General features: G+C 71.6%; 23 protein-coding genes. 17 read left to right on the top strand and 6 right to left on the bottom strand.

The annotated features are described in order from the left end of the window. Window positions 1-447 (top strand): heat shock protein transcriptional repressor HspR, encoded by a 447-nt coding sequence (locus OG338_RS13635; RefSeq protein ID WP_018522258.1) that lies wholly within the window; start codon window positions 1-3, stop codon window positions 445-447. A gap of 19 nt (window positions 448-466) precedes the next feature. On the opposite strand, the gene OG338_RS13630 is transcribed toward OG338_RS13635, so the two are convergent. The 4 genes from OG338_RS13630 to OG338_RS13615 form a co-directional block, all read right to left on the bottom strand. Further along, window positions 467-1,483, bottom strand: coding sequence for a LuxR C-terminal-related transcriptional regulator (locus tag OG338_RS13630; protein WP_405937594.1), 1,017 nt, complete (start codon window positions 1,481-1,483; stop codon window positions 467-469). Continuing rightward, the gene (locus OG338_RS13625) at window positions 1,480-2,448 is read right to left on the bottom strand and encodes a LuxR C-terminal-related transcriptional regulator (protein ID WP_405937593.1); all 969 of its coding nucleotides are present in this window, start codon (window positions 2,446-2,448) and stop codon (window positions 1,480-1,482) included. The genes OG338_RS13630 and OG338_RS13625 overlap by 4 nt, the downstream gene beginning before the upstream one ends. Further along, window positions 2,445-3,464: a LuxR C-terminal-related transcriptional regulator gene (locus OG338_RS13620; protein ID WP_405937592.1), complete on the bottom strand. Its 1,020-nt coding sequence runs from the start codon at window positions 3,462-3,464 to the stop codon at window positions 2,445-2,447. The genes OG338_RS13625 and OG338_RS13620 overlap by 4 nt, the downstream gene beginning before the upstream one ends. A gap of 185 nt (window positions 3,465-3,649) precedes the next feature. After that, a complete protein-coding gene (locus tag OG338_RS13615; protein WP_405937591.1) occupies window positions 3,650-4,654 on the bottom strand; it encodes a helix-turn-helix transcriptional regulator in 1,005 nt (334 codons plus the stop codon). 135 nt (window positions 4,655-4,789) lie between these two features. Between OG338_RS13615 and OG338_RS13610 the strand changes: the two genes are divergently transcribed. Next, on the top strand, window positions 4,790-4,951 hold the full coding sequence (locus OG338_RS13610) for a hypothetical protein (RefSeq protein WP_405937590.1): 162 nt from the start codon (window positions 4,790-4,792) through the stop codon (window positions 4,949-4,951). Beyond that, window positions 4,948-5,268, top strand: coding sequence for a (2Fe-2S)-binding protein (locus OG338_RS13605; protein WP_405937589.1), 321 nt, complete (start codon window positions 4,948-4,950; stop codon window positions 5,266-5,268). The genes OG338_RS13610 and OG338_RS13605 overlap by 4 nt, the downstream gene beginning before the upstream one ends. A 105-nt stretch (window positions 5,269-5,373) precedes the next feature. On the opposite strand, the gene OG338_RS13600 is transcribed toward OG338_RS13605, so the two are convergent. Beyond that, window positions 5,374-5,778 carry a pyridoxamine 5'-phosphate oxidase family protein gene (locus OG338_RS13600; RefSeq protein WP_405937588.1) on the bottom strand — a complete coding sequence of 135 codons (405 nt, stop codon included), beginning with the start codon at window positions 5,776-5,778 and terminating at the stop codon, window positions 5,374-5,376. A gap of 216 nt (window positions 5,779-5,994) precedes the next feature. On the opposite strand from OG338_RS13600, the gene clpB reads away from it, so the two are divergent. The 3 genes from clpB (at window position 5,995) to OG338_RS13585 (ending at window position 10,793) form a co-directional block, all read left to right on the top strand. After that, window positions 5,995-8,589: an ATP-dependent chaperone ClpB gene (gene clpB / locus OG338_RS13595; protein ID WP_405937587.1), complete on the top strand. Its 2,595-nt coding sequence runs from the start codon at window positions 5,995-5,997 to the stop codon at window positions 8,587-8,589. 300 nt (window positions 8,590-8,889) lie between these two features. Then, window positions 8,890-10,155, top strand: a complete 1,266-nt coding sequence (locus tag OG338_RS13590) for an MFS transporter (protein WP_405937586.1) — start codon at window positions 8,890-8,892, stop codon at window positions 10,153-10,155. 80 nt (window positions 10,156-10,235) lie between these two features. Further along, window positions 10,236-10,793: a YbjN domain-containing protein gene (locus OG338_RS13585; protein ID WP_405937585.1), complete on the top strand. Its 558-nt coding sequence runs from the start codon at window positions 10,236-10,238 to the stop codon at window positions 10,791-10,793. Between the two features lie 61 nt (window positions 10,794-10,854). Here OG338_RS13585 and OG338_RS13580 read toward each other — a convergent pair whose 3' ends face one another. Beyond that, the gene (locus tag OG338_RS13580; RefSeq protein ID WP_405937584.1) at window positions 10,855-12,033 is read right to left on the bottom strand and encodes a pyridoxal phosphate-dependent aminotransferase; all 1,179 of its coding nucleotides are present in this window, start codon (window positions 12,031-12,033) and stop codon (window positions 10,855-10,857) included. Between the two features lie 783 nt (window positions 12,034-12,816). Between OG338_RS13580 and OG338_RS13575 the strand changes: the two genes are divergently transcribed. From OG338_RS13575 to kynU, 11 genes are all read left to right on the top strand, one after another. After that, complete coding sequence (locus OG338_RS13575; protein WP_405937583.1) at window positions 12,817-13,338, top strand: DUF2617 family protein; 522 nt, start codon at window positions 12,817-12,819, stop codon at window positions 13,336-13,338. Window positions 13,339-13,422: 84 nt separating this feature from the next. Next, window positions 13,423-15,021, top strand: a complete 1,599-nt coding sequence (locus tag OG338_RS13570) for a polyamine aminopropyltransferase (protein ID WP_405937582.1) — start codon at window positions 13,423-13,425, stop codon at window positions 15,019-15,021. 104 nt (window positions 15,022-15,125) lie between these two features. After that, on the top strand, window positions 15,126-16,250 hold the full coding sequence (locus OG338_RS13565; protein WP_405940413.1) for an SRPBCC domain-containing protein: 1,125 nt from the start codon (window positions 15,126-15,128) through the stop codon (window positions 16,248-16,250). Between the two features lie 21 nt (window positions 16,251-16,271). Further along, entirely contained in the window at window positions 16,272-17,069 is a 798-nt protein-coding gene (locus OG338_RS13560) for an aldose 1-epimerase (RefSeq protein ID WP_405937581.1), read from the top strand. A gap of 107 nt (window positions 17,070-17,176) precedes the next feature. After that, window positions 17,177-17,716, top strand: coding sequence for an orotate phosphoribosyltransferase (pyrE, locus tag OG338_RS13555; RefSeq protein WP_018102092.1), 540 nt, complete (start codon window positions 17,177-17,179; stop codon window positions 17,714-17,716). 200 nt (window positions 17,717-17,916) lie between these two features. Next, window positions 17,917-18,939, top strand: coding sequence for a class II fructose-bisphosphate aldolase (gene fbaA, locus OG338_RS13550; RefSeq protein WP_164398683.1), 1,023 nt, complete (start codon window positions 17,917-17,919; stop codon window positions 18,937-18,939). A gap of 94 nt (window positions 18,940-19,033) precedes the next feature. After that, window positions 19,034-20,200 (top strand): MalY/PatB family protein, encoded by a 1,167-nt coding sequence (locus tag OG338_RS13545; protein WP_405937580.1) that lies wholly within the window; start codon window positions 19,034-19,036, stop codon window positions 20,198-20,200. Window positions 20,201-20,245: 45 nt separating this feature from the next. Continuing rightward, the gene (locus tag OG338_RS13540; RefSeq protein ID WP_405937579.1) at window positions 20,246-21,766 is read left to right on the top strand and encodes an MFS transporter; all 1,521 of its coding nucleotides are present in this window, start codon (window positions 20,246-20,248) and stop codon (window positions 21,764-21,766) included. 89 nt (window positions 21,767-21,855) lie between these two features. Beyond that, window positions 21,856-22,269, top strand: coding sequence for a DUF3151 domain-containing protein (locus OG338_RS13535; protein ID WP_018522275.1), 414 nt, complete (start codon window positions 21,856-21,858; stop codon window positions 22,267-22,269). A 178-nt stretch (window positions 22,270-22,447) separates the two neighbouring features. Continuing rightward, window positions 22,448-23,296: a tryptophan 2,3-dioxygenase family protein gene (locus OG338_RS13530; protein ID WP_405937578.1), complete on the top strand. Its 849-nt coding sequence runs from the start codon at window positions 22,448-22,450 to the stop codon at window positions 23,294-23,296. After that, the gene (gene kynU / locus OG338_RS13525; protein WP_405937577.1) at window positions 23,289-24,485 is read left to right on the top strand and encodes a kynureninase; all 1,197 of its coding nucleotides are present in this window, start codon (window positions 23,289-23,291) and stop codon (window positions 24,483-24,485) included. The genes OG338_RS13530 and kynU overlap by 8 nt, the downstream gene beginning before the upstream one ends. Window positions 24,486-24,542 lie beyond the last annotated feature (57 nt).

The raw sequence follows: 24,542 nt of genomic DNA, 5'->3' as shown, positions 1-24,542 counted from the left end.
GTGGACGGCCGACGGCGTAATCCTTACGAACTGACCGACGAGTCCCCGGTGTACGTGATCTCGATCGCGGCCCAGCTCTCGGGCCTGCATCCGCAGACACTGCGCCAGTACGACCGCCTCGGCCTGGTCTCGCCCGACCGCACGGCCGGCCGCGGCCGGCGCTATTCGGCCCGCGACATCGAGCTGTTGCGTACGGTGCAGCAGCTGTCGCAGGACGAGGGCATCAACCTCGCCGGCATCAAGCGCATCATCGAACTGGAGAACCAGGTCGCGGCGCTCCAGCAGCGCGTCGCCGAACTCTCGGCGGCCGTGGACGGCGCCGCGGCGGCCATGCAGCAGCGCGAGGCCCAGGTCCACGCGTCGTACCGGCGCGACCTGGTCCCCTACCAGGACGTGCAGCAGACCAGCGCCCTGGTGGTCTGGCGCCCCAAGCGCCCCAAGGACTGACCCCGCGCCACGCGGCCCGTCACCCCGGTGTCCCGGGTGTGGCGGGCCGTTTCGCGTACTCCGGCGGTACGGGCCCGGCGGGGCCCTCCGCGATGCCGGACTGGACGAGGAGGGCGCCGAGGTGGGTGCGGCTGGTGGCGTTGAGGGTGTGCATGAGTTTGGCGATGTGGGCGCGGCAGGTGCGGACGCTGATGCCGAGTTTTTCGGCGGCGGTCTGGTCGGTGCAGCCGTCGGCCAGGAGGCGGGCGATGCTTTGCTGGACGGCGGTTACGGGGGCGCCGGGGAGCGCGGTGGGCAGGTGCTCGGTGAAGGGGGTGGCTCCGGCCCAGAGTGTTTCGTAGACGCCGGCCAGGTAACGCACGAGGCCGGGGTGGCGGATCTCCAGGGCGGCGCTGCCCTCGGGATCGGCCGGGAGGTAGGCGACGGCCCGGTCGAAGATGATGAGCCGGTCGATGGCCCGCTCCACGGTGCGGACCTCCAGCAGTCCGCTGGGCAGTTGGGCCACGTACGCCCTGAGGCCGATGCTGTAGCGCGCGGAGTGCTGGTAGATGTGCCGGATGCGGACGCCCCGCGCGACCGTGGGCAGTGTCCCCGACAGCGCGATCTGGAGCTGTTCCGGGGTACGGGTGCTGCCGGGCTGAATGGTCAGGATCTCGTCCCGGACATCGTGCGCGGAGCCGTTGATGGACGCTTGGATGGCCGACCGTCCGTAGAGCGTGGCGAGGGATATGGGTTCCCGGTCCGCCGAGGTGAGGGGGACGAGGGACTTCGCCAGCAGGTCGATCGCGCGTACCTGGTCGAGGATCTGGCGGGCCAGGGGATGCAGCAGGTGCGCCAGGCCGGCGGTGGGCGGTACGGGCCGCAGCCGGAAGCTGTCGTGGGGGTCGGGGACGAGCAGGGCGCCGTCGGCGACACAGGGCACGTGCGCGACGGCGGACCGGGAGATGCTGCCCTGAGTGAGCGCCTGTGTATAGAGGCTGACGGCCTCGTCGCACAGTTCGTTTCCGTCGTGGTGGTGTTCCGTGGGCTGGGTCATCGGGTGGGCTCCGCGATGCCGGACTGGACGAGGAGGGCGCCGAGGTGGGTGCGGCTGGTGGCGTTGAGGGTGTGCATGAGTTTGGCGATGTGGGCGCGGCAGGTGCGGACGCTGATGCCGAGTTTTTCGGCGGCGGTCTGGTCGGTGCAGCCGTCGGCCAGGAGGCGGGCGATGCTTTGCTGGACGGCGGTTACGGGGGCGCCGGGGGTGGTAGCGGGGAGGGGGTCGGTGAAGGGGGTGGCTCCGGCCCAGAGTGTTTCGTAGACGCCGGCCAGGTAACGCACGAGGCCGGGGTGGCGGATCTCCAGGGCGGCGCTGCCCTCGGGGTCGGCGGGGAGGTAGGCGACGGTCCGGTCGAAGACGAGCATGCGGCCCACGGTCTGCTCCATGGTGCGGATCTGGAGGCGGCCGGCCGGGATCTCCGTCAGGTACTCCTTGAGCCGGGGGCTGTAGCGCGCCGAGTGCTGGTACAGGTGCCGGAGCCGGCCGCCCGCCGCGAGGACGAACTCCGCGTTCATCCGGCCCTGGCGCATGTTGTGCGCCAGGCGGTTGCCGCCGGGCTGGGCGGTCAGGACCTCTTCCCTGGCGGACTGCGAGGCGTTGTGGAGCGCCGCGCGTATCCGGTCGGGGCCTTCGATCACGGTGATCGCGCGGTTCGGGTCCTCGTCCGCCCCCGTGAGCAGCGGCAGCAGGGACCGGGTCAGCTCGGTGGTCAGCCGGACCCGTGCGTCGATCTCCCGGCTGAGGGGGCCGAGCAGGTGCCCCAGGGCCGCGGACGGCGGCACGGGGCGCAGCCACGCCTCGTCCTGCGGGTCGGGGAGGAGCAGGCCGAGTGCGGTGAGGCAGGGGGCGGGCTCCGTGGCGCTGCGGGCGATGCGGCCGGCGGCGAGGGCGTCCCCGTACAGGGTGAGAGCGGCTTCGCAGAGCTCCCGTTCGCTGTGGGGGTGCGCCGCCGGTGCGGTCATTCCCCGGCGCCTTCCTCGGCGTCTTCCGCGAGGTCTTCCCCGGCGTCCGCCGCGACGCCGGACTGGACGATCAGGGCCCCGAGGTGGGTGCGGCTGGTGGCGCCGAGGGCTTGCATGAGTTTGGCGATGTGGGCGCGGCAGGTGCGGACGCTGATGCCGAGCTTGCGGGCCACGATCTGGTCGGTGTTCCCCTCGACGAGGAGGCGCGCGACGCTCAGCTGGGCGGCGGTGACCGGGGTGTGGGGCGCGGCGGCCTGAAGGGGGGATGTGAGCGGTTTGGCCTGGGCCCACAGCACCTCGTATACCTGGATCAGGTAGCGCACGAGCGCCGGATGACGGATCTCCAGGGCCACGTCCCGCCTGGCGCTGGCGGGGATGAAGGCGACCGTGCGGTCGAAGACGATGAGCCGTTCGGCTGTCTGCTCAATGGTGCGGACCTGGAGGTGTCCGGGAGGTATTTCGTCCAGATACGTCTTGATGGCCGGGTGGTAGCGGGCCGGGTGCTGGTATATGTGACGCAGCGTCACACCGCGTTCAACCATGGCCAGGGTCGGGTCCAGCGCCTTTTCGAGCCTTATTTCCTCCCCCCCGGTCCCGGCGGGCTGAAGGGTGAGGACCTCCTCCCACGTGCTGTCCGTGGCGTTCTGAATGGCCGCGTCGATCAGCGGGATACCTTCGAGGACGGTAATGGCGAGGTTGGGATCGGCGCTGGCGACGGAGGCCAGGGGGGCCAAGGAGTCGGCCAGGGCTGCGGAGAGCCGGATGCGCTCGTGGATCTCCCGGGTGACGGGCTGTAGGAGATGCGAGAGCGCCGCGGACGGCGGAACCGGCCGGATCCAGCCATCGTCCTGGGGGTCGGGATGGACGAGGGCCAACTCTACGAGGCATGGGGCGAGTTCGAGAGCGGAGCGGGGCAGTCGGCCGGCTTTGAGCGCCTCGGTGTAGGTCCTGACGCCGGCGTCGCACAGTTCCAGATCACCGTGCGACTGGTGCGATATGCCCTTGTCCCTTCCCATTTGTGACCCCCCACTTTTGGCAGTGCAGCAAGATGACGGTGGTGCCAGCCTAATTCCCGGGCCACTGTGGACGTGTCGGGGGAGCCGGGAACTCCCCCGGCTGATCAAGGGCGTGGCCATGTCTCTCCCCCGTTACGTGGCACGCCCGTCCGGCCCGGGGGGTGGGGATCTTTGGGGCCGGCCGGTCAGGAATCCTGGTCCAGGATTCCTGACCGGGCGATCAGATAGCCGAGTTGGGCGCGGCTGGTGCTGCCGAGCGCGGCACCTAGCTTGGCGATGTGGGAGCGGCAGGTGCGGACGTTCATTCCGAGCCGCCGGGCGATGGCCTCGTCCACATGCCCCTCGACCAGCAGCTTGGCGATGGAGTGGCGCACGCCGGAGACGCCCTCGACGGTGGGGTCGTACGGGATCTGTTCCTGGAGCGGCACCGCCCGGCGCCAGAATTGTTCGAACACGGTCACCAGGTAGGACACGATCCCTGGGTGTCGCAGCTCCAGGGCGATCCGCCGGTCGTCCGTGGCCGGAATGAAGGCGACGGTGTTGTCGAAGATCATCAGCCGTTCTATGAGTTCCTCAAGGGTGCGGATCTGTACGTTGCCGCTGGCCATCCGCTCCGCGTAGCTGAGGGTTCCATGACTGTGCCGGACGGTGTGCTGGTAGAGCGTGCGCATGGCCACGCCCCGCTGGGTGAGCAGCCTGCCGCGCTCCACCGCGGTGTTGAGCGCGTCCTCGCTGCGACCGCCGCCGGGCTGGATGGTGAGGACCTCGTACCGGCACTCGGCCATGGCCAGTTCGATGGAGGCATTGATCCGTTCTATGCCTTCGAGCACCGTGATGGCATGGGTCGTCGGTGGTGCCTGGGCGCTGATGGCCATGAACGGTTCGAAGGCGTCGGTCAGTTCCAGGGAGAGCCGCCGACGGTCGCGTATCTCGCGTTCGATGGGGTGGAGGCGCTGGGTCAGGGCGGCTGACGGAGGGACCGGGCGGAGCCAGTCGGGGTCGTCCGGATCGGGATGCAGAAGGGCGAATTCCAGCAGGCACGGCGCGTTCGCCGTTTCGCTGCGGGCTATTTTTCCGACACTCAGCGCGCTGGCGTAGAGACGCGCTCCTTCGTCACACAGTGCAGTCACTGAGTGGCTATGTGCCTCTTTTGTGCTCTCTGCGCCCATTTGTCCACCCCCCAGGAACATGCATGTACAGGAACATGATGCACCGCTTCTGTGGCATCGACGTGCCTGAATGAGCCATCGTCTTCTGGTGCGGGGGAGAAGAAAACCTTGGAAGTGAGGACGAAGCCAACCATGCGTAGTAGAAAGCTTCGCTCGGTGCTTGCTGTGGCCTTCTCCGCCGGGCTCGTGCTCGGGGTCTTCGGCGCCCTGGACCTTGCCTGGGACGGTGCCGCCGCAAAGTCGACGGGGGTGGCCAACGCGGTACCAGCATCGGACCTGGCCTGGGACACCGCCCCGAAGAGGGCGGCGGGAGCATGACCACCCCCCCGGACGACCGCACCTTCCGACGTGAGATGGCGACCGCCTACCGGTCAGGGTGGCATTTCATCGATCTCGTCACGGCGCTGCCCCACCGTGGCGATTCGTTGATGGTCACTCTGTTCGGCGACCCGGTCGTCGTCGCCCGCGAGGACGACGGTGAGGTCCGCGCCTACCGGTGCCTGCGCAGGCCGCGGGGCGCGCCGCAGCCGGTGCGCTGCGCCATCCGGTACGACATGATCTTCGTGAATCTCGCACAGCGTGACCATCAGCTGTTCGAACCAGAAACCATTGCCGCCACCCCCCACAGTGCCTGAGTGATCCCCCGTCGTTCCACGTCGCTCAGTCACTTCCCCCACACAACGGCGCCACCGTGACCTGAACACGGTGGCGCCGTTGTGCTTTGCCGATGCGCGGTGCGCTCAGCCGCGGCCGAGCGCCCGGTCCAGGGTGATCTCGATGACGACCCGGTCCGGGTTGGGCGAGGGCACCCGGTCGTAGCGCTCCGTGTGGCGGCGTACGGCCTCCGCGACCCGCTCCGGGTCCGTGCTGATCCGGGCCGTGCCCTCCAGAGTCGCCCAGCGGCGCCGGTGCACCTGGCATGCCGCGACCCGGGCGCCGTCCGGCCCCGCGGCCAGGATGTTGGCCACCTTGCGGCTGTGCTTGTTGGTGATGACCCGGGCGAGGCCGGCCTCGGGGTCGTACGTCACGCATACCGGGACCACGTGCGGCGTGCCGTCGGGGCGAGGTGTGGTGAGCGTGCACACGTGGCTCTCGCGCCAGAACGCGAGGTATTCGGGGCTCGGCTGGTGTACGTCGACTGCCATGGCCCCAGCGTATGCGGGCGGGAGCGGCCTGCGGTGGCGGGTACCCGCGACGGCCGGTTCACTCGGAAGAGGGGGCTGCCGCGTTTCGCCTTGAGTGGAATGCGCTCAACTTTCGACGCGCACAGCATTGAGTGGAATAGACTCAACTTTGTACACGTTGATCGTGTCAGTAGTGAGACGGAACGGACTCGTCATCGCAAGGAGGAGACAGCGCACGTGGACGCCGAGCTGACCAACAGGAGCAGGGACGCCATCAACGCGGCCACCAGCAGGGCCGTGCAGGACGGGCATCCCGATCTGACCCCGGGGCATCTGCTGCTCGCGCTGCTCGCGGGTGAGGAAAACGAGAATCTGGTCGATCTGCTGGCCGCCGTCGAGGCCGATCAGATCGCCGTACGCACCGAGACGGAACGGCTCCTGGCCGCGCAGCCCAGCGTGACCGGGTCGACCGTCGCGCCGCCCCAGCCCAACCGCGAGCTGCTGGCCGTCATCGCGGACGCCGCGCAGCGCGCCCAGGAGCTGGGCGACGACTACGTCTCCACCGAGCACCTGCTGATCGGGATCGCCGCGAAGGGCGGCCGTGCCGGTGAGATCCTCGACGGGCAGGGGGCCGGCGCGAAAAAGCTGCTGGCCGCGTTCGAGAAGAGCAGGGGAGGGCGCCGGGTGACCACTCCCGACCCGGAGGGGCAGTACAAGGCCCTGGAGAAATTCGGTACGGACTTCACCGCCGCCGCGCGCGAGGGCAAGCTCGACCCGGTCATCGGCCGGGACCAGGAGATCCGCCGCGTCGTCCAGGTGCTCTCGCGGCGCACCAAGAACAACCCGGTGCTCATCGGCGAGCCGGGCGTCGGGAAGACCGCCGTGGTAGAGGGGCTCGCCCAGCGCATCGTGAAGGGCGACGTTCCCGAATCCCTCAAGGACAAACGGCTCGTCTCGCTCGACCTGGGCGCCATGGTCGCGGGCGCGAAGTACCGCGGTGAGTTCGAGGAGCGCCTGAAGACCGTCCTCTCCGAGATCAAGGAGAGCGACGGCCGGATCATCACGTTCATCGACGAGCTGCACACCGTCGTGGGCGCGGGCGCCGGCGGCGACTCCGCGATGGACGCGGGCAACATGCTGAAGCCGATGCTGGCCCGCGGCGAGCTGCGGATGGTCGGCGCGACCACGCTGGACGAGTACCGCGAGCGGATCGAGAAGGACCCCGCCCTGGAGCGCCGCTTCCAGCAGGTGCTGGTCGCCGAGCCGTCCGTCGAGGACACCATCGCGATCCTCCGCGGCCTCAAGGGGCGTTACGAGGCCCACCACAAGGTCCAGATCGCCGACGCGTCCCTGGTCGCCGCGGCGACCTTGTCCGACCGCTACATCACCTCACGCTTCCTGCCCGACAAGGCCATCGACCTGGTGGACGAGGCGGCGTCCCGGCTGCGCATGGAGATCGACTCCTCGCCCGTCGAGATCGATGAGCTCCAGCGCTCCGTCGACCGTCTGCACATGGAGGAGCTGGCTCTCAGGAACGAGACCGACGCCGCCTCCAAGCAGCGCTTGGAGAAGCTGCGCCGCGACCTCGCCGACAAGGAGGAGGAGCTGCGCGGCCTCAACGCCCGCTGGGAGAAGGAGAAACAGGGCCTCAACCGGGTCGGTGAGCTGAAGGAACGCCTGGACGACCTGCGAGGCCAGGCCGAACGCGCCCAGCGCGACGGCGACTTCGACACCGCGTCGAAGCTGCTGTACGGGGAGATCCCCGGCCTGGAACGCGAGCTGGCCGAGGCCGACGAGGCCGAGCAGGAGGCCGCCCGCGAGCCCAAGGAGACCCTGGTCAAGGAAGAGGTCGGGCCGGACGACATCGCCGATGTCGTGGGCGCCTGGACCGGCATCCCGGCCGGCCGCCTCCTGGAGGGCGAGACGCAGAAGCTGCTGCGCATGGAGTCGGAGCTGGGCAAGCGCCTGATCGGGCAGACCGAGGCCGTGCAGGCCGTCTCGGACGCGGTACGCCGCACCCGCGCCGGAATCGCCGACCCCGACCGCCCGACCGGCTCGTTCCTGTTCCTCGGCCCGACCGGAGTCGGCAAGACCGAGCTGGCGAAGGCCCTCGCGGACTTCCTCTTCGACGACGAGCGGGCCATGGTCCGCATCGACATGAGCGAGTACAGCGAGAAGCACAGCGTCGCCCGGCTGGTCGGCGCCCCGCCCGGTTACGTCGGTTACGAGGAGGGCGGCCAGCTCACGGAGGCGGTCCGCCGCCGCCCGTACACCGTCGTCCTGCTGGACGAGGTCGAGAAGGCGCACCCCGAGGTCTTCGACATCCTGCTCCAGGTCCTGGACGACGGCCGGCTCACCGACGGACAGGGCCGGACGGTGGACTTCCGGAACACCATCCTGATCCTGACGTCCAACCTCGGCAGCCAGTTCCTCACCGACCCGCTGACCAAACCGGAAGAGAAGAAGCGCCAGGTGCTGGAGGTCGTACGCGCCTCCTTCAAACCGGAGTTCCTGAACCGGCTGGACGACCTGGTGGTCTTCTCCGCCCTGTCCGGCGACGAGCTGGCGCACATCGCGGGCCTCCAGATCGACCGCCTGGCCAAGCGCCTGGCCGACCGCAGGCTCACCCTGGACGTCACCCCGGAGGCCCTGGCCTGGCTGGCCGAGGAGGGCAACGACCCGGCGTACGGCGCCCGGCCGCTGCGCCGCCTCATCCAGACGGCGATCGGCGACCGGCTCGCGAAGGAGATCCTGGCGGGCGAGATCAGGGACGGCGACACGGTCCGTGTGGACCGCTTCGAGGACGGCCTGATCGTCGGAGCGGCGAGCTGAGAAGCGCCGATCGGTGGGAATGTGACATCCGACTTGCCGGGTGTCACATTCCCCCACCCGGGGTGATCCATTCTTCAACATCGGGATCGAGCCAAACACTGCGCCTGGCCCTTGGCGCCTGAACGAGCTCCCAGGAGCTGTCGTGACCCCCTTGCACCCCCTCTGGCAAGGGAGTTCGGGACACGGTGTCACGCTGTTCTGACCGGGGCGCGCGCAGAATCAGGACACCGTGCCTCACCTGCGGCAACCTTCTCGTGGCTGGGGTTAGAGGTCGAATCGGGTGGCCGGTAGCGTGCCCGCATGAACGAGCGGGTAGGCGATGAGATAACCAACGGACCCAAGAAGTCCAGACCTGACAATCTCTTTCACCTTGGCGAATTCCGTACCCTTTGGGCCGCCTTTGCTCAGTCGATTCTGGGCGACCAGTTGGCGCGTGTGGCGCTGTCGTTGCTTGTTTTCGAACGTACGGACTCACCGGGATGGACTGCGGCGACCTACGCCCTGACCACCCTGCCGAACCTGGTGTCCGGGGTGCTTCTCTCCGGTCTCGCCGACCGGTTCCCCCGGCGCACGGTCATGATCAGCTGCGACCTGATCAGGATGGTGATGGTGGGGCTGATGGCGCTGCCGGGGATGCCGCTGCCATTGCTCGCCGGACTGCTGGTGCTGGCGCAGTTGGCCGAGGCACCCTTCCGCGCCGCCCAGGGTGCGCTGCTGCCCACCGTGCTCGGCGTCGAGAGCTACGAGCGGGGCCAGCGGGTCATGCTGATCACTCATCAGGCCGGCCAGCTGGTCGGTTTCGCCGGGGGAGGGCTGCTGGTCGCATGGCTGGGCAACAGCCGGTCGCTGGCGGTGGACGCGGCGACCTTCCTGCTCTCGGCAGTCCTCATCCGGTTCGGGGTGAAGTCCCGCCCGGTGACGAGCGCCGAGGCCCGTACGGCGAAGCTCGGCGCCCAGGTCGGCGGCGCCGCCGCGCTGATCTGGCGGGACCGCAGGCTCCGCGTGCTGCTCGCACTCGGCTGGCTCGCGGGCTTCGTCGTCCTGCCGGAGGGGCTGGCCGCCCCCTTCGCGGACGAGGCCGGCGGCGGAGCCTACGCGGTGGGACTGCTGCTCGCCTCGCATCCGGCGGGCGTGGTGCTGGGGGCGGCCCTGCTGGGACGGGCCGGGGTCGGGGACGAGACCCGGCGCAGGCTCCTGGGCCCGCTGGCGGTCGCCGCGAATCTGCCGCTGGTCGTCTATCTGCTCGGTCCCGGTGTGGAAGTCGCGATGCTCCTGCTGTTCGTCGCCGGGGTGTGCTCGGCGTACCAGATCACCGCCGGGGCCACCTTCGTCCTGCTGACCCCGCCCGACCGACGGGGCCAGGCACTGGGGCTCGCCCGGTCCGGGATGACCGCCATGCAGGGCATCGGCGTGGCGGCCGGAGGCGCGGTGACCGAGCTGACCGGGTCCTCGGCGAACACCATCGGGGCCTCCGGGCTCCTCGGAGTGCTCTGTTCCGTCCTGGCCGCCACCGCCTGGGCCAGGGCCCGGGGAACCGGTGCCGAGATGATTCCGCGGAACGCATAACCCGGGCGGTCTACGCCCCGGAGGCCAAACGCGGCTAGGGTCGTGGGCAGGAAACCACGAGATCCACAGGAGTACCGGCAATGTCTATCGACCCGTCCTCGATTCCTAACTTCGGGGCTCAGCCCGAACCGCAGGCGGCAGGACCGGAGGGCCCCGTCGTCCCTGACCAGGACCTCGTCAAGCAGCTGCTGGACCAGATGGAGCTGAAGTACGTCGTCGACGACGAGGGCGACCTCGCCGCGCCGTGGGAGGAATTCCGCACGTACTTCATGTTCCGTGGCGAGGGCGAGCAGCAGGTCTTCTCGGTCCGTACGTTCTACGACCGCCCGCACCCCACGGACCAGCGCCCGGTCCTCCTCGACGCGATCGACGACTGGAACCGCCGCACCCTGTGGCCCAAGGTCTACACGCACACCCACGAGCCCGAGGAGGGCGAGGAGGGCGGCCCCTCGGTCCGCCTGATCGGTGAGGCGCAGATGCTCATCGGCACCGGCGTCTCCCTGGAGCACTTCGTCTCCTCGACGGTCAGCTGGGTGCGCGCCTCCATCGAGTTCGACAAGTGGCTCCTGGAGCGCCTGGGCCTGGCCCCGGCCGAGAAGGCCGAGGAAGGCACGGAGCAGGCCGCTCCGGACGCCTGAGTCCTTCCCGTACGCATGAAGCGGCCCGGCCGGGGGAACCCGTGCCGGGCCACTTCATGTGTCAGAGCCGCTTCAGCCGGGAAACGGCCTCCTGGAGTACGTCGTCGCGTTTGCAGAACGTGAAGCGGACGAAGGGAGCGCCCTGGTCACGGTGGTCGTAGAAGACGGCGTTGGGGACGGCCACCACTCCGCAGCGTTCCGGTAGTGCGCGGCAGAACGCGATGCCGTCGCCGGTCGCGTCGAGCGGGCGGATGTCGGTGGTGACGAAGTACGTGCCGGCCGGCCGGTAGACCGCGAACCCGGCCTCGGCGAGGCCCGCGCAGAGCAGGTCCCGCTTGGCGCGCAGGTCCGCGCGCAGCTTCTCGTAGAAGCTGTCGGGCAGTCGCAGCGCCTCGGCGACGGCGTACTGGAGGGGGCCGCCGGAGACGTATGTCAGGTACTGCTTCGCCGAGCGCACCGCCGTCACCAGCTCGGGGCTGCCGGTGACCCAGCCGATCTTCCAGCCGGTGTACGAGAATGTCTTGCCGGCCGAAGAAATGGTGACCGTGCGCTCGCGCATGCCGGGGAAGCCCACCAGGGGCAGGTGTTCGCCCTCGAAGACCAGGTGCTCGTAGACCTCGTCGGTGACGACGAGCAGGTCGTGCTCGCAGGCCAGTTCCGCGATGGCGCCCAGTTCCTCGCGGCTGAGGACGGTGCCGGTCGGGTTGTGCGGGGTGTTGATCAGCAGCAGCCGGGTACGGCGGGTGACCGCGGCGCGCAGTTCGTCCAGATCCAGCCGATAGGTGCCCGCGGAGGTGTCGGGGCGCAGCGTGACGGGTACGCGCGTCGCGCCCGCCATGGCGATGCAGGCGGCGTACGAGTCGTAGTACGGCTCCAGCGCGATGACCTCGTCGCCGGGCTCCAGGAGCGCCAGGAGCGAGGCGGCGATGGCCTCGGTGGCGCCCGCGGTGACCAGCACCTCCGTGTCGGGGTCGTACGCCAGGCCGTAGCGCCGCTGCTGGTGGCCGCTGATCGCGGTGCGCAGCTCGGGGACGCCGGGGCCGGGCGGGTACTGGTTTCCCTGCCCGGCGCGCAGGGAACGCACCGCGGCCTCGCGGATCTCCTCGGGGCCGTCGGTGTCGGGGAATCCCTGGCCGAGATTGATCGCTCCGGTGCGGACGGCCAGCGCGGACATCTCCGCGAAGATCGTCGTGCCGAACTCGGCGAGGCGGCGGTTGAGCAGCGGTCGTCCGTGTGTCATGGCCGCCATCCTGCGCGCAAGCTCTGGACTTGCTCAAGTCTGCTTTGGCCGTCCGGCGGCGGGGGCATCTCCCCTGCACGCCCGGAAGGGCGCGGAGCGGGGGGCCTCGCTTCGGGGGACGGAAGGACGTGAGGTCATGGGCGGTGTGCTGGTCGGCCTGATTCTGGTCGTGCTGGTCGTGGTCCTCGTCGCGATGGTGGCGGGGGCCGGCGGACGGGGGCGTACGCCGGCGCGCGGCAGGCGGCGCGGTACGGCGGGCGGTTCGGCCGCCGGGGGCAGCTGGTGGGCCGGGGACAGCGGCGGCTCGTCCTGCGGGAGCGGTGGCGGGCATTCCGGCGGTGGGCACTCCGGTGGTGGGCACTCGGGCGGCCACTCCTGCGGCGGGGGTTCTTCGTGCGGCGGAGGGTCCTCCTGTGGTGGGGGCGGATGCGGCGGAGGCAGCTGACACGGGGCAGTTGGTCCGCGAGGGCGTGTCCGCGGACACGCCCTGAGGCCCGGCGGGACGCGCGATGCACGCGCCAAGTCCCGCCGGGCTCCTTTTTGTTGGGGCCGCTCATGGGTCTGCGGTGAACAGGTGAGCGGAAGGCCCCCCGAGGGGGATGGAAACCCCGGCAAGTTGGGCAAAAACGCTGTGAGTGCGGCGTAGTTCGTGATTCCCTCGTTGGAGAGAACATTCAGCCCTCGGACCCCAGTTGGACCTGATCGGGCGCTTCCCACCCCCACGCGTACGACGCGGGGGCGTCCCCTGTCCCATGTGTCCATGCGTGTTTGCGGAGCCGACCCATGCTCACGACCCTTCATACGGCCTATTCCGATACCCGTGCCGCCGATCTGGCCTGGGCGCTGGGGCGCGAGCCGCTCCCGGCGCTGGCCGTCCTCGACCTCGAACTCGCCGGCGCCACCATGCAGCTGCGGCTGCTCGGCGCCTCCCACCAGGTGCTTCTGGAGGAGGAGCAGGGAAGCTGTTCCGAGACCGTCGCCTGTATGCCCGGCAGCAGCACCCCGCTGCCACTGGGCGTCGCCAAGCGGATCGGCGGCTGGGAGTACGAGTTCGCGGCCCGCGTCGAGACGCTGAACGCGGGCTCCTTCGCCGGGCGCGCGCAGGAGCTGCTGGCGCTCGTCGCCGACCACCCGCACGGTCTCGCCGGAACGTTTCCGGGCAGCCCGCACGCCTTCACGGCCATGCTCGCCCAGCGGACCGAGGGCCAGGTGCGGTGGCGCACCTGGCACGCGTACCCGCAGGAGGGCCGGCTCGTCGTGACCCGGACCCGGGTGGGCGTGCGGGTGCCCGCGGTGATGCTGTGACACACACCCGCCGCGCCTCGGGTGCGCCAGTTACACCCTTGTGGGTGACAAGCAGCGATCGATCAGTGACGTAGCGTTCGCGGCATGATCGACCAGCAGGTGTCGCTGCGAGGGGGCGCGGCGCGGCTTCCCGTCCGGCCGAGGACCGGCCGGTACCTCGTGTTGGCCGCCGTCTTCGTCTGTGCCGCCTGCGGACTGGTGTACGAGCTCGAACTGGTGGCGCTCGCGTCCTACTTGATCGGTGACTCGGTCACCCAGGCGTCCGTCGTGCTCTCCGTGATGGTGTTCGCGATGGGGATCGGCTCGCTGCTCGCGAAACGTTTACGCAACCGGGCCGCGGTGGGCTTCGGGCTGATCGAGGCGGCGCTCGCGCTGGTCGGAGGCTTCTCGGCGCTGGTGCTCTACGCGTCGTTCGCCTGGTTCGGCGAATCGCGGTACGCGCTGGTCGGGTTCTCGCTGACGATCGGCGTCCTGATCGGCGCGGAGATCCCCCTGCTGATGACGCTGATCCAGCGGGTGGACCGGCAGGACGCGGGCGGGGCCGTCGCCGATCTGTTCGCGGCGGACTACGTGGGCGCGCTCGTCGGCGGCCTCGCCTTCCCGTTCCTGCTGCTGCCCATGCTCGGCCAGCTCACCGGCGCGCTGCTGACCGGCGCGGTGAACGCGGCGGCGGGCGGGGCGCTGGTGCTGTGGGTGTTCCGGCGGGACGTGACCCCCAGGGCGCGGTGGCTGCTGATCGCCGCCAATGTCACGGTGATCGCGGTGCTGGCCACGGCCGCGCTGCTGGCCGACGACTTCGAACGGGCGGCTCGGCGCGCGGTGTACGGGGACCAGGTGCGGGTCGCCGTGCAGACCGATGTGCAGGAGGTCGTGCTGACCGGAGCCGGCCGCAGCTCCCTGGACCTCTATCTGGACGGGCGGCTGCGGGTCAGCTCCCGCGACGAGTACCGCTACCACGAGGCGCTGGTGCACCCGGCGATGAACGGGACGCGCACCCGGGTGCTGATCCTGGGCGGCGGGGACGGGCTGGCGGCGCGGGAGGTGCTGCGCTACCCGGACGTGCGGAGCGTGACCCTGGTCGAGCTGGACCCGGCCGTCACCCGACTGGCCCGTACGGACCACGCGCTCTCCGCGCTGAACGCGCACGCGCTGGACGACCCCCGCGTGACGACGGTGACCGGCGACGCGTTCACCTGGCTGCGGACCGCCCGCGGCCGCTACGACGTGGTGATCTCCGACCTCCCCGACCCCGGGATCTCCGCCAGCACGAAGCTCTACTCGGCGGAGTTCTACGGCCTGATCGCCGAGGCCCTGGCGCCGGACGGACGGCTCGCGGTGCACGCGGGGCCACCCGTCGGCCGGCCGCGCACCTACTGGACGGTCGACGCGTCCATGCGGGCCGCCGGGCTGCGTCCGCGCCCCTATCGGATCAGCGGGCGCCAGTCGGGCTTCGCGGCGGGCCCCGACCGGGCCAAGGAGGGCGCGGGCGGGGACCGCGGCTGGGGGTTCCTGCTGGCCGGGACGGCGGCGACGCCCACGCTCGGCCTGGCCCCGGACGCGCCCGCGCTGCGCTCCCTGAGCGTCCCGGGGCTGCTGGACGCGGGGCGCAGGGCGGAGGCCGGGCGGCTGTCCGGCCTCGCGCCGTCGACGCTGGTGCACCCGCGCTACTGGGAGGGGCGGTGAGGGCGGCGGGCGGGTGCGGTGCCGGGGTGCGGGGGCGGTCGCGGACGCGGAAGCGCTGACGGGACGGCCCGGGCTGAGTAGGCTCGTTCACCATGGAGCATGAGGTGTTCGTTCCGGTTCCGGTCCCGGCCCTGCGGCGGACGCTGGGCGACCCCGTCCGGGTCGCCCGCTGTGTACCGGGGTTCCAGCAGGACGCCGACGCGTCGGCGAGCCCCCTGGCGGGCCGGCTCAGAATCCGGGCGGGCGGCCACACCATCACGTACCGGGGCGCGCTGCGCCTCACGCCGTTGCCGGGCGACCCGGACGTGGACTCCGTGCACGCCGTCCTGGTGGAGGGCGAGGGCACGGAGGCCCGGGGCGGCGGCTCGGCGAAGCTGTCCCTGACCCTCCGGCTGACCGAGGGCGACGAGGGCACGTCGATCTCCTTCGGGGGCGGGGCGAGCGGTGACGGCCGCCTGCGGGACCTGGAGCCGGCGGCTGCGCTGTCGACGGCCCATCGCCTGCTGGACCGGTTCGCCCAGCAGCTCGTGACGGAGTCGCTGGCGGCCCAGGGCGAGGGCGCGGCCGACGAGGCGTGGGGCGGCAGTGCGGGGGCCGCCGGGGCGGCCGGGGCTTCCGCCGGTACGCCGGAGACCCCCGGCGCCGCCGAGGTCACCGCCGATGAGCTGGCCGTCGGGGAGGCCGTGGAGAAGGCGCTCGAAGAGGCCGCCGAGGAGGCGGACCAGACCGGCCACCAGACCGGCCCCGAGCCCTCGGCCGGCTCCCCCTCCCCGCTCAGCGGCTCCGGACCCCTGAGCGGCGCCGAGGAGTCGCTGCCGACGCATGAGGCGGCCCCCGACGAGGCCCCGGGCGCGGAGCACCCGGGGGAGCGGGGCGCGGAAGACGGGGAACGGGCCGGCGAGCCGGACGCCGAGCAGGCCGGGGAGCCGTCGCAGGAGCGGGAGTCCCTGTTCGACGCGCCCATCCCGCCGTCGTCTCTGGATCCGGTCGCCGGGATCGAGTTCACCGTGCCGGACGGGCCTCCGGCCGAGGCCGCGCATGCCCGGCGCACCATGATCGGGCGCAGCGCGGAGGAGGTCGACCACGCCCCGCCGCGCGGCCGGTACGCCCCCGCGCCCTCGCCGGATTCGGGCGGTGCGGGCGCGACGCTGCGCTGGGTCGCCCCGGCGGCCGCGCTGGCCCTCGCCTCGGCGGTGGTCGTCAGCCGGGCGTTGCGGCGCCGGAGGTAGCGGCGCCAGTAGGGTCGTCCCGTGAGCAGCAGCGAGAAGGACGTCCGGCTCTCCGTCGGCGACACAGAGTTGACCGTGAACCCCGCCAACGGCTGCCGGATCAGCAGCCTGCGGATCGGCGGTACCGAACTGCTGCGGCAGGGGGAGCGGTACGGCTGCTTCCCGATGGTGCCGTGGTGCGGGCGGACCGAGAACGGGCAGTTCCGCGACGGCGGCGTCCTCCACCAGCTGCCGCTGACCGCTCCGCCGCACGCCATCCACGGCACGGGCCGCGACACGGCGTGGCGTACCGCGCTGGAGAGCGGGACCCAGGCGTCGTTCTACTACGACCTGGCCGACCCCTGGCCGTACCCGGGCCGGGTGACGCAGATCTTCGAACTGGCCGAGGACTCCCTGACGTTGGCCTTCGGTATCGAGACGTACGGGGACTCCTTCCCGGCCCAGGCGGGCTGGCACCCGTGGTTCCGCCGCCGCCTCGACACCGGCGAGGAGGTCCGTATCGACTTCGACGCCGCCTGGCAGGAGGAGCGCGGCGGGAACCATCTGCCGACCGGCCGCCGGATTCCGCCGCTGCCCGGCCCGTGGGACGACTGCTTCGGGATGCCGGACGGAGTCGATGTCACCCTCACCTGGCCGGAGCGGCTGGAGCTGACGGTGAAGAGCCGGTCCGAGTGGGTCGTGATCTACGACGAGCAGGACGAGGCGGTCTGCGTGGAGCCGCAGTCGGGCCCGCCGAACGGGCTGAACACCGACCCGCGCCTCGTCACCCCGATCGACCCGCTGGAGATCGCCACCACCTGGAGCTGGCGCCGGCTCTGAACGCGAGGGCCCGGCGGGCGGGCCCGCGGCCCCGGGTGGTCTGCGGCCTCGGGCGCGTGACGCCTCGGGCGGCTGTCGCGTAAAACGCGCGCCTTATCCTCGTAGCCATGACTGACGTACGTGCTGAGTTGCTCCAGCAGATCAAGGACAAGGCCGTGGTTCACGGCAAGGTGACGCTCTCCTCCGGCCTGGAGGCCGACTGGTACATCGATCTGCGCCGCATCACGCTGGACGGCAAGGCCGCTCCGATGGTCGGTCAGGTCATGCTCGACGCGACGGCCGAGCTGGACTACGACTGCGTGGGCGGGCTGACGCTCGGCGCCGACCCGGTCGCCACGTCGATGCTGCACGCCTCCGCGGCCCGTGGCCAGGAGCTGGACGCCTTCGTCGTCCGCAAGGCGCAGAAGGCCCACGGGATGCAGCGCCGGATCGAGGGCGCGGACGTCAAGGGCCGTCGCTGCCTCGTCGTCGAGGACACCTCGACCACCGGCGGCTCGCCGCTGACCGCCGTCGAGGCCGTGCGCGAGGCCGGTGGCGAGGTCGTGGCCGTGGCCGTGATCGTGGAGCGCGGTGCCGCTCCGGCCATCGCCGAGGCGGGCCTTCCGTACGTCCACGTGTACACGGTCCCGGACCTCGACCTCGCCTGACCTGGTGGTTTGCCCGAAGGCGGTCTGTTTCACGTGAAACAGACCGCCTTCGTCGTACGCCCGTGAGCGGAGGCCGCCCCGGCTGGGAGACACCGCCGGGTGGAGCCGGAACGAGAGTCTGGGAAGATGGGGGCGACGATGACGTCGCCCCCAGGTCAGGGACCCAGCACGCACACCCGCACATCCCAAGGAGCGGACAGATGCCCATCGCAACCCCCGAGGCATACGCCGAGATGCTCGACCGGGCGAAGGCAGGCAAGTTCGCCTACCCGGCCATCAACGTGACGTCGACCCAGACCCTGCACGCCGCCCTGCGCGGCTTCGCGGAGGCCGAGAGCGACGGCATCGTGCAGATCTCGACCGGCGGCGCGGAGTTCCTGGGCGGCCAGTACAACAAGGACATGGTCACGGGCGCCGTCGCTCTCGCCGAGTTCGCGCACATCGTCGCCGCCAAGTACGACATCACCGTCGCGCTGCACACCGACCACTGCCCCAAGGACAAGCTGGACACCTACGTCCGTCCGCTGATCGACGTCTCCGCGGAGCGTGTCGCCAAGGGTCTGAACCCGCTGTTCCAGTCGCACATGTGGGACGGCTCGGCCGAGACGCTGGCCGACAACCTGGCCATCGGCCAGGAGCTGCTGGCCAAGGCCGCCGCCGCCAAGATCATCCTTGAGGTCGAGATCACCCCGACCGGTGGCGAGGAGGACGGCGTCACCCACGAGATCAACGACGAGCTCTACACGACCGTGGACGACGCGCTGCGCACCGCCGAGGCGCTGGGTCTGGGCGAGAAGGGCCGCTACCTGCTGGCCGCCTCGTTCGGCAACGTGCACGGCGTCTACAAGCCGGGCAACGTCGTCCTGCGCCCGGAGCTCCTCAAGGACCTCCAGGAGGGCGTCGGCGCCAAGTACGGCAAGACGTCGCCGTTCGACTTCGTCTTCCACGGCGGCTCCGGCTCCACCGCCGAGGAGATCGCCACCGCGCTGGAGAACGGCGTCGTGAAGATGAACCTCGACACCGACACCCAGTACGCCTTCACCCGCCCGATCGTGGACCACGTGTTCCGCAACTACGACGGTGTGCTGAAGGTCGACGGCGAGGTCGGCAACAAGAAGGTCTACGACCCGCGCAGCTGGGGCAAGTCCGCCGAGGGCGGCATGGCCAAGCGTGTCACCGAGGCGTGCGCCAACCTGCGCTCCACCGGCACCAAGCTGAAGTAATCCGGTACGGATGTGTGCCGTGGGCCCGGCTCCCCTCGGGGTGCCGGGCCCACGGCGTGTCCGGACCCGGCACGCACGACCCGAGGGAACAGCTGTGAGTACGTCCTACGACTTCGACACCGCGATCGACCGCCGCGGCACCTGGTGTGTCCAGTGGGACGGGGTCGCGGACCGCTTCGGGGTGGACGGGCTGCTGCCGTTCACCATCTCCGACATGGACTTCGAGACCGCCCCCGAGGTGCTGGCCGCCCTGCGGACCCGGCTCGAACACGGTGTGCTCGGCTACACGGACTGGCGGCTGGGCGACTTCCGGCCGGCCATCGCCCACTGGTACGCGACGCGGTACGGCACCGAGATCGACACCGGGAGCCTGGTCTACGGGCCGTCCGTGCTCAGCCAGCTCTCGCAGCTGCTCCAGATGTGGACGGCCGAGGGCGACGGCGTGGTCCTGCACACGCCCACGTACGACGGCTTCCGCAAGGCGATCCACGGACTCGGGCGGGAGCTGCGGGGTGTGCCGCTGGGGGACACCGACGCGCTGGAGCGGGAGCTCGCCCGGCCGGACAGCAAGGTCCTGCTGGTCTGCTCCCCGCACAACCCGTCCGGGCGGGTGTGGACGGAGGCGGAGCTCGCCGGGATGGCCGCGCTCGCCGCGCGCCACGGAGTGGCCGTGATCAGTGACGAGATCCACGCGGACTTCGTGCACGACGGACGCCCGCACGTGCCGTGGAGCCGGGTGGGCGGTGATGCGCGCTGGGCGGTCATCACCTCGGCCTCGAAGTCGTTCAACTTCCCGGCGCTGACCGGTTCGTACGGCCTCATCGGGCGGCCGGAGGACCGGACCGAGTATCTGCGCCGGATGGAGACGGCGGAGGGCCTGGCCTCACCGGCGGTGCTCTCGCTGACCGCGCACATCGCCGCGTACCGGGAGGGCGGGCCGTGGCTGGACGCGGTACGTGCGTACGTCGTGGAGAACCTGGCCCTGGTCGCCGAGCGGCTGAACGCCGCGTTCCCCGCCCTGGCGTGGGAGCCGCCGCAGGCCGGGTACCTGGCCTGGATCGATCTGCGGCGCGCGGGCGTCCGGGACGACGAGGCGTTGCAGCGCGTGCTGATCGAGCGGGAGCGCGTCGCGGTCATGCCCGGCAGCACCTACGGGGCCGACGGCTTCGTACGGCTGAACGTGGGGTGCGCGCGGAGCAAGGTCGAGGCGGGGCTCGATGCGCTGATCCGGGGCATCGAGGCGGTACGGGTCGCCGGCTGAGGGTGCCCGGTGGCCTTTCGGCCGGGTGCCGACGATGCTGAGGCCATGGAGAAGAGCGAGGCGGACGGGCCCGCGATCAGGGTGGCCTCCGCCGCCGGGCGCTGGGTCGTCCTGACGACGGTGCTCGGGTCGAGCATGGCGATGCTCGACTCCACCGTCATCAACGTCGCCCTGCCCCGTATCGGCGACGACCTGGGCACCGATCTGGCCGCGCTCCAGTGGACCGTCAACGCCTACATGCTGACCCTCGCGGGGCTGATCCTGCTCGGCGGGGCGCTCGGCGACCGCTACGGGCGCAGGCGGGTCTTCGTGGCCGGTGTCATCTGGTTCGCCGCCGCCTCGCTGCTCTGCGGCCTCGCGCCGAACGCCCCCGTGCTCATCGCCGCCCGCGCCCTCCAAGGGGTCGGCGGGGCGCTGCTGACGCCCGGCTCGCTGGCCCTGATCCAGGCGAGCTTCCATCCCGACGACCGGGCCCGCGCGGTCGGGCTGTGGTCCGGGTTCGGCGGGGTCGGCGCCGCCGTGGGGCCGTTCCTGGGCGGCTGGCTGGTCGACGGACCGGGCTGGCGCTGGGTGTTCCTGCTCAACCTGCCGCTCGCCGCCGTCTGCGTGCCCGTCGCGCTGCGCCACGTACCGGAGTCCCGGGACCCGCACGCGCAAGGGCGTTTCGACGTCGCCGGGGCGGCCCTCGGCGCCCTCGCGCTCGCCCTGGTCACATACGCGCTGATCGCCGCGCCGGAGGAGGGCGCCTCCCCGGCCGTGATCGGGTCGGCGGCGGGCGGGGTGCTCCTCGGAGCCGGCTTCGTCCGGCTCGAACGGCGGCGGGCGCATCCGATGCTGCCGCCGTCGGTGTTCGCGTCCCGGCAGTTCACCGCCGTCAACGTCGTCACCCTGTGCGTGTACGCGGCACTGGGCGGCTACTTCTTCCTCTCCGCGATCCAGCTCCAGGTCGTCGCCGGCTACTCGGCGCTGGGCGCCGGCACCGCGCTGCTGCCGACCACCCTCCTGATGCTGCTGTTCTCGGCCGCCTCGGGCGAGCTGGGCCAGCGCATCGGCCCGCGTATCCCGCTCACCGTCGGGCCGCTGACCGCCGCCGCCGGCATGCTGCTGATGCTGCGCGTGGGGCCGGGCTCGGACTCCGTCACCGGATACCTGACCGACGTACTGCCCGCCGTGGCCGTCCTGGGCGTCGGCCTGGTCACCGTCGTGGCACCCCTCACCGCGACCGTCCTGGCCTCCGTGGACACCGGCCGGGCCGGGCTCGCCAGCGGCATCAACAACGCCGCCGCCCGTGCCGCCGGCCTCATCGCGGTGGCCGCGCTGCCGCTGCTCGCCGGCATGGGGCCGGAGGCGTACCGGGACGCCGGGGAGTTCGCCGCGACGTTCCGGCGGGCGATGCCGATGTGCGCCGGGCTGCTGGTGCTCGGCGCGCTGATCGCCTGGGCGGCCGTACGCACACCCGCCCCCGTGGAGGACACCGCGCGGCCCGAGTGCGCGGTGCACTGCGGCGTCACGAGCCCGCCGCTGGAACCCGCACCGGAGGCCGGCCCGCCGGAGACCACCGGCTGAGCGGTACAGGTTGCCCCGGCCGCGCGGGCCGGGGCCGGAATCGGGCCCACCGGGTCCTCGGCGGGCCCCGTGCCAGGCACACTGGGGGCATGTCGATCCACGAGAACCTGCTCGGGGGCCCGCCCCCGACCCACCTGCCCGACGACCCGGAGCCGCGCGAACTGCTCGCCGCCGGCACCGCGCCCGCCGACGTCGCCGCGAAGTACCCGACCTCCTCGCTGGCCTGGGCGCAGCTCGCCGACGAGGCGTTCGAGGGCGGCCGGGTCGTCGAGTCGTACGCCTACGCCCGCACCGGCTACCACCGCGGCCTCGACGCGCTGCGCCGGGCCGGCTGGAAGGGCCACGGCCCCGTGCCGTTCGAGCACGAGCCGAACCGCGGCTTCCTCCGCGCCCTGCACGCCCTCGCCCGGGCCGCGCAGGCCATCGGCGAGCAGGAGGAGTACGAGCGCTGCTCGACGTTCCTGCGCGACTCCTCGCCGACCGCCGCCGAAACCCTCGGCTAGGCCGCGTCCGGACCCGGCCCCCGACGCGATACCCGCAGGCCCCGCAGCTCCGCATCCGCGACTGCGGGGCCTGCGCGTGTCCGGGGACGGCGATTACTATGCGAACAGGGGACCGGGGCTCCACTTCCGCAGGGAAGGGGCGGACCGCTACCCGGAAGCTCGTGTCGAGGAGACAGCGATGTCGACGATTCACCCCGACCCCGAAGCCACCGGTGCGGAGACCCCGCACCTCGACTTCGCGGGCACGACTCCGTACGAGGACTATGTCCAGGCGGATGTCCTGACCCACCTCCAGCACCTCCGCTCGGACGATCCCGGCGAGATGGTCTTCCTGGTCACCACCCAGGTCATGGAGCTGTGGTTCACCGTCATCGTCCATGAGTGGGAGACCGCCGCGCACGCGATGCGCGAGGACCGCCTGGACGTCGCGCGGGACGCGCTGAAGCGGTCACTGCGCGAACTGGAGGCCCTGAACGCCTCCTGGACGCCGCTCGCCCAGCTCACCCCCGCCCAGTTCAACTCCTACCGGTCCTCGCTCGGCGAGGGTTCCGGTTTCCAGTCGGCGATGTACCGGCGGATGGAGTTCCTGCTCGGCGACAAGTCCGCGTCCATGCTGGTGCCGCACCGGGGCGCGCCCCGGGTCCACGCGGAGCTGGAGAAGGCCCTCGCGGAGCCCGGCCTGTACGACGAGGCCCTGGCCCTGCTCGCCCGGCGCGGGCACCCGGTCCCGGACTCCGTGCTCGGCCGGGACCTGACCCGTAAGTACGAGCCGTCGCCCGAGGTCGAGGCCGTCTGGGCGGAGATCTACGCCAACCCGGACCAGAACGACGAGCTGGTCCGCCTCGGCGAGGTGCTCACCGACGTGGGCGAGCTGGTGTGGCGATGGCGCAACGACCATCTCCTCGCGACCCGGCGGGCCATGGGCTCCAAGACCGGCACCGGCGGCTCGGCCGGCGTGGCCTGGCTGGAGAAGCGCGCCACGAAGAACGTGTTCCCCGAGCTCTGGACGGCCCGCAGCCATGTCTGACCTGCGAGAGCGCGCACAGGCGCTCGACACCGATGACGCCCTCGCACCGCTGCGCGAGCTGTTCACCCTGGACGACACCGTCTACCTGGACGGCAATTCGCTCGGCGCGCTGCCCCGCCATGTGCCCGCCCGGGTGCAGCAGGTCCTGACCCGCGAGTGGGGCGAGCTGCGCATCCGGTCCTGGGACGAGAGCGGCTGGTGGACGGCGCCGGAACGGATCGGCGACCGCATCGCCCCGGTCGTCGGTGCGGCGGCCGGCCAGATCGTCGTCGGGGACTCGACCAGCGTGAACGTCTTCAAGGCCCTCGTCGCCGCGACCCGGCTGGCGCCGGCGGGCCGCGACGAGATCCTGGTCGACGCGCAGACCTTCCCCACCGACGGCTACATCGCCGCCTCGGCGGCCCGGATGACCGGCCACCGGATCGTCCCGGTCGCCCCCGCCGACGTGCCGGACGCGCTCGGTCCGCGGACCGCCGCCGTCCTGCTCAACCACGTCGACTACCGCTCGGGCCGGCTGCACGACCTGCCGGGGCTGACCGCCGCGGTGCGGGCCGCGGGCGCGATCGCCGTCTGGGACCTGTGCCACAGCGCCGGCGCGCTCCCGGTCGGCCTGGACGAGCACGGCGTGGACCTGGCGGTCGGCTGCACGTACAAGTACCTCAACGGCGGCCCCGGTTCGCCCGCCTATCTGTACGTCGCCGAGCGCCACCAGGCGTCCTTCGACTCGCCCCTGCCGGGGTGGACGTCGCACGCCGACCCGTTCGCGATGACGCCCGGCTACACCCCGGCCGAGGGCGCGGTCCGGGGCCGGGTCGGCACGCCGGACATCCTGTCCATGCTGGCCCTGGAGGCGTCCCTCGACGTCTGGGACGGCGTCGGGATCGAGGCCGTCAGGGCCAAGTCCCTGGCCCTGACGGACTTCTTCCTGGAGTGCGTCGAGGCGTACGCCCCCGAGGGGCGGGTCACCTCCGTCACCCCGGCCGCCCACGCGGAACGGGGCAGCCAGATCGCGCTGCGGTGCGACGACGCGGAGCCCGTGATGGCCGAGCTGATCGCGCGCGGTGTCGTCGGGGACCTGCGCCGGCCCGATGTGCTGCGGTTCGGTTTCACACCGCTGTACGTGGGGTTCGCGGACGCGGAACGCGCGGCGCGGGTGCTCGCGGAGGTCCTGGGCGCTCCGGCGGCGTAGGCTGCCGCATCCGTCCGGTGACCGGCTCGCCCCGGTCACCGGACGGCGCCGATTCCC

The sequence above is a fragment of the Streptomyces sp. NBC_00726 genome (genome assembly GCF_045161735.1).
Lineage (GTDB): Bacteria > Actinomycetota > Actinomycetes > Streptomycetales > Streptomycetaceae > Streptomyces.
The sequence above is the reverse complement of the archived record's forward strand: the minus strand, read 5'-3'. Positions and strand labels throughout refer to the sequence as shown.

Coding starts and splice junctions, on each gene's coding strand:
- OG338_RS13630 (WP_405937594.1), bottom strand. CDS start 1,483: ATGACCCAGCCCACGGAACACCACCACGACGGAAACGAACTGTGCGAC.
- OG338_RS13625 (WP_405937593.1), bottom strand. CDS start 2,448: ATGACCGCACCGGCGGCGCACCCCCACAGCGAACGGGAGCTCTGCGAA.
- OG338_RS13620 (WP_405937592.1), bottom strand. CDS start 3,464: ATGGGAAGGGACAAGGGCATATCGCACCAGTCGCACGGTGATCTGGAA.
- OG338_RS13615 (WP_405937591.1), bottom strand. CDS start 4,654: ATGTTCCTGGGGGGTGGACAAATGGGCGCAGAGAGCACAAAAGAGGCA.
- OG338_RS13605 (WP_405937589.1), top strand. CDS start 4,948: ATGACCACCCCCCCGGACGACCGCACCTTCCGACGTGAGATGGCGACC.
- OG338_RS13600 (WP_405937588.1), bottom strand. CDS start 5,778: ATGGCAGTCGACGTACACCAGCCGAGCCCCGAATACCTCGCGTTCTGG.
- OG338_RS13590 (WP_405937586.1), top strand. CDS start 8,890: ATGAACGAGCGGGTAGGCGATGAGATAACCAACGGACCCAAGAAGTCC.
- OG338_RS13585 (WP_405937585.1), top strand. CDS start 10,236: ATGTCTATCGACCCGTCCTCGATTCCTAACTTCGGGGCTCAGCCCGAA.
- OG338_RS13580 (WP_405937584.1), bottom strand. CDS start 12,033: ATGACACACGGACGACCGCTGCTCAACCGCCGCCTCGCCGAGTTCGGC.
- OG338_RS13575 (WP_405937583.1), top strand. CDS start 12,817: ATGCTCACGACCCTTCATACGGCCTATTCCGATACCCGTGCCGCCGAT.
- OG338_RS13570 (WP_405937582.1), top strand. CDS start 13,423: ATGATCGACCAGCAGGTGTCGCTGCGAGGGGGCGCGGCGCGGCTTCCC.
- pyrE (WP_018102092.1), top strand. CDS start 17,177: ATGACTGACGTACGTGCTGAGTTGCTCCAGCAGATCAAGGACAAGGCC.
- fbaA (WP_164398683.1), top strand. CDS start 17,917: ATGCCCATCGCAACCCCCGAGGCATACGCCGAGATGCTCGACCGGGCG.
- OG338_RS13540 (WP_405937579.1), top strand. CDS start 20,246: ATGGAGAAGAGCGAGGCGGACGGGCCCGCGATCAGGGTGGCCTCCGCC.
- OG338_RS13535 (WP_018522275.1), top strand. CDS start 21,856: ATGTCGATCCACGAGAACCTGCTCGGGGGCCCGCCCCCGACCCACCTG.
- OG338_RS13530 (WP_405937578.1), top strand. CDS start 22,448: ATGTCGACGATTCACCCCGACCCCGAAGCCACCGGTGCGGAGACCCCG.
- kynU (WP_405937577.1), top strand. CDS start 23,289: ATGTCTGACCTGCGAGAGCGCGCACAGGCGCTCGACACCGATGACGCC.